Source organism: Corallococcus sp. AB049A (genome assembly GCF_003668885.1).
GTDB lineage: Bacteria > Myxococcota > Myxococcia > Myxococcales > Myxococcaceae > Corallococcus > Corallococcus interemptor.
Genome location: NZ_RAWL01000655.1, coordinates 1 through 3,134 on the forward strand (window position 1 = coordinate 1; position 3,134 = coordinate 3,134).

Annotated in this window: 3 protein-coding genes; 2 read left to right on the plus strand and 1 reads right to left on the minus strand. The window is 71.5% G+C overall.

Features of this window, described 5'->3' with window-relative positions; genetic code table 11:
* Positions 1-189 precede the first annotated feature (189 nt).
* Both D7X55_RS37845 and D7X55_RS37850 read left to right on the plus strand, forming a co-directional pair.
* A complete protein-coding gene (locus tag D7X55_RS37845; protein WP_121725572.1) occupies positions 190-1,584 on the plus strand; it encodes a S9 family peptidase in 1,395 nt (464 codons plus the stop codon).
* A gap of 96 nt (positions 1,585-1,680) precedes the next feature.
* On the plus strand, positions 1,681-2,289 hold the full coding sequence (locus D7X55_RS37850; protein ID WP_120552445.1) for a dihydrofolate reductase family protein: 609 nt from the start codon (positions 1,681-1,683) through the stop codon (positions 2,287-2,289).
* Here D7X55_RS37850 and D7X55_RS37855 read toward each other — a convergent pair whose 3' ends face one another.
* Positions 2,290-3,051, minus strand: coding sequence for a ParA family protein (locus D7X55_RS37855; RefSeq protein ID WP_120552444.1), 762 nt, complete (start codon positions 3,049-3,051; stop codon positions 2,290-2,292). It abuts the gene before it with no gap.
* Between the last annotated feature and the right edge of the window lie 83 nt (positions 3,052-3,134).

Below are 3,134 nucleotides of genomic sequence, written 5' to 3' on the forward strand. Positions count from 1 at the left end.
ATGCCGAACCGGCGCGGGTCCACCGCCGCCAACGCCGGGATGTACGTCGCCACGCGGCCCTGCCCCAGCACCGGCCGCACCCCGTCCCAGACCTCCGCCAGCACCGCCTGGTAGTCCATGGGCTGCATCCTCGTCCGGAAAGGAACGCGGAGGCTTTCAGAATTTCCCAGGCGCGGTGTCTGCTGCGGCATGCGCCTGTTCCCGACCACGCTCCTGGCCCTCTGCCTCCTGGGCACCTTCCCCACCGCGTGCTGCAGCAACGCCAGCCCGTCCACCAACAGCTGCCAGACCCCGGACGAAACACCGGCGGAACCCTCGGCGCTCCAGGTGACCCGGCTTGGCTCCGGTGAGTTGAACGCCGCGGGCCAGACGTGGCCCTACCAGCTGCTCAAGCTGGAGGTGCCCGGCCGCGCCCCCTCCTATGCGCAGTGGTTCCCGCCCCGGAAGCCCGGCGTGTCCCCCATCGTGATGCTCACCAAGCCCTATGACGGCATCGCCTGGACCGGCGAGGCCGTGGACGCGAAGTGGGCCGCGCGCGGCGCCGGCATCCACCCGGACGACAGCGAGCCACACCATGGGCCGGGCTCCTCGCCCATCGCGTTCACGCCCACCACGCCGGAGATCATCGCGAACGAGGCGTTCATCTACCTGGTCCATGACTTCGGCGTGCTCGCCGTCTTCGGCCGCTTCTACGCGGGCGGAGACCTCCAGAACGACCGCGACGACATGAACGCCGGCATGCGCTTCCTGGCCCAGGCCCCCAACGTGGACACGAAGCGCATCGGCGTCTTCGGTGGCTCCTGGGGCGGCTACGAGGCGCTCTACGCGGCGGCGGATGCCCCCTCCACGGTGGTGCCCGCCGTGGGCGTCGCCCTGGCCCCGCTGTCCGACTTCGCCGCGGAGGTGGACTACGTGAGCCGCGTCGTGCCGTCGCGCGTGAGCAACCCGGACCTGCGCACGCGCTACCAGCAGTTCTTCGAGCCCTACTTCCGCCGCATCCACGCCACCACCGGCGGCGACCCCACCACCCCCGGCACGGACTACACGCGCTGGACCGCCGCCCACCTGGCCAGCACCGTCCAGACGCCCTTCCTCATCCTCCACGACGACTGGGACACCCTCATCCCCGTGGAACACACACGCGCGCTCGTCTCCCAGGCCCCGCGGCGCTTCACGCCCCTGTACCTGCAGAACCTCACGACCGTGGACTGGAACACCCTGCCGCCGGACCACGGGCCGCTGCTCACCGCGCACGGCGGGCCTGTCATCACGATGAGCGTGGGGCACCTCATGGTGGCGCTGGGCGCGGCGGACCAGCCCCTCTACGTCCCGCACGCCCAGGGCACCGTGCGCGCGTGGCTGCAGGGCGTGCACGCCGCCCAGGCGCAGGGCCGCGACGTGAGCGACGTGGTGCCCCGCCTGCTGGAGCTCACCGATCCGCGCGTGGTGATGTTCGAGCCCTCGCTGGGGACGCTCCAGCCGGGCGCCGCCTTCATCGCCCAGGAGGTCAACGCCGTCTGGGGCACGGGCTTCACCGACGTCAACGTTCGCTCGGTGCTCGCCCCCGGCCTGCCCACGCCCTGAGTCCCGGAAAAAACACCGGCGTGTCGATCCTCGCCGGACCCATTCGTCGCACCTTTGAACGGGCGAACGGATGCCCCGGAAGGGACGGATGCGACCATGGAGCTGACGGCAACGGAGTTCGTGACGCTGGACGGAGTGGTGCAGGCCCCGGGAGGCCCGGACGAGGACCGGAGCGGCGGCTTCACCCATGGTGGCTGGGTGCAGCCCCATTCCAGCGAAGAACTCGGCGCGCACGTCGTGGACATCTTCAGCCGGGCGGACGCATTCCTGCTCGGGCGCGGGACGTACGACATCTTCTCCAGCTACTGGCCGCGCATGACCGACCCGAACGACCCCATCGCCGGGCCGCTCAACCGGCTGCCCAAGTACGTGGCGTCCACCACGCTGCGCCGCGTGGAGTGGGCGAACTCGACGCTGCTGGAGGGAGACACGGTGGAGGCGGTGCGCCGGCTCAAGGCCTCCCCCGGCCGCGAGCTGCAGGTGCATGGCAGCGGCGGCCTGCTGCAGACCCTGCTCAAGCATGACCTGGTGGACGTGCTGCACCTGCACGTCATCCCCGTGACGATCGGCAGCGGCCGGCGCCTCTTCGGAGAGGGAACGCAGCCCCGCATGCTGCAGCTCACCGCGTCCCGGATCACGCCCAAGGGAGTGGCGCTGCTCACCTACCGGCGCGCCGGGCCCCTGAGGGTCGGCACCATGGGTTGATCAGCGCAGCCCCGCGAGCTTCGACAGCTCGCGGGCCATGGCGCGCAGCTCCTCCGCGCCCGCCGCGTTAGGGCTCACGTCGAACACCACCTCGTAGCCCAGCCCCGCCTGGTTGATGGCCTCCGAGCGCGGGATGCGTGCCTTCAGCACCGGCACCGTCACGTCCTTCAGCGCCTCCTCCATCGCCTCGTTGGTCGCGGGCGTGCGCCGGTCCCACAGGTTCACGGCCGCCACCAGCTGGCCGCCCTCCTCGCGCACGTCGCGCCACGCGGTCTCGATTTCACCCAGGCCCTGCAGCGCGAACGCGCCCGTGGGCACCGGCGCCACCACCACGTCCGCGAAGCACAGCACCGCCTCCGTGAACGCTCCGATGCTCGGCGGCGTGTCCACGACGATGACGTCCGGCGTCCACGACAGCGTCTTCAGCGCGCGCGGAATCGCCTGCAGCCGGTGCCCCCAGCCGAACAGCTCGCGCTCCAGCGCCGCCATGCGCGGGGCCCCCGGCGCGATGAACAACCCCGGCCGCTTGGGAGACGCCACGACAATCTCATCCAGCTTGTGCTTCGGCCGCGGCCCGAAGGCGTCCGCCACGCACGGGCCCTCGCGCGTCTCCAGGCCCAGCACCAGCGACGCATGCGCCTGCGGATCCAGGTCCAACAGCAGCACCCGGCGGCCCGCGTCCGCCAGCGCCGCCGCCACGTGCGAACACAGGGTCGTCTTCCCCACCCCACCCTTGATGGTGCAGAACGCAATCGCCGGCATGGCCCCGGGGTCTACCAGGAATCCGCCACGGCGCGGGGCTGCTCCGGATTGGCACGCCCGCCCCATCCGGGGCGCTCCAGAAT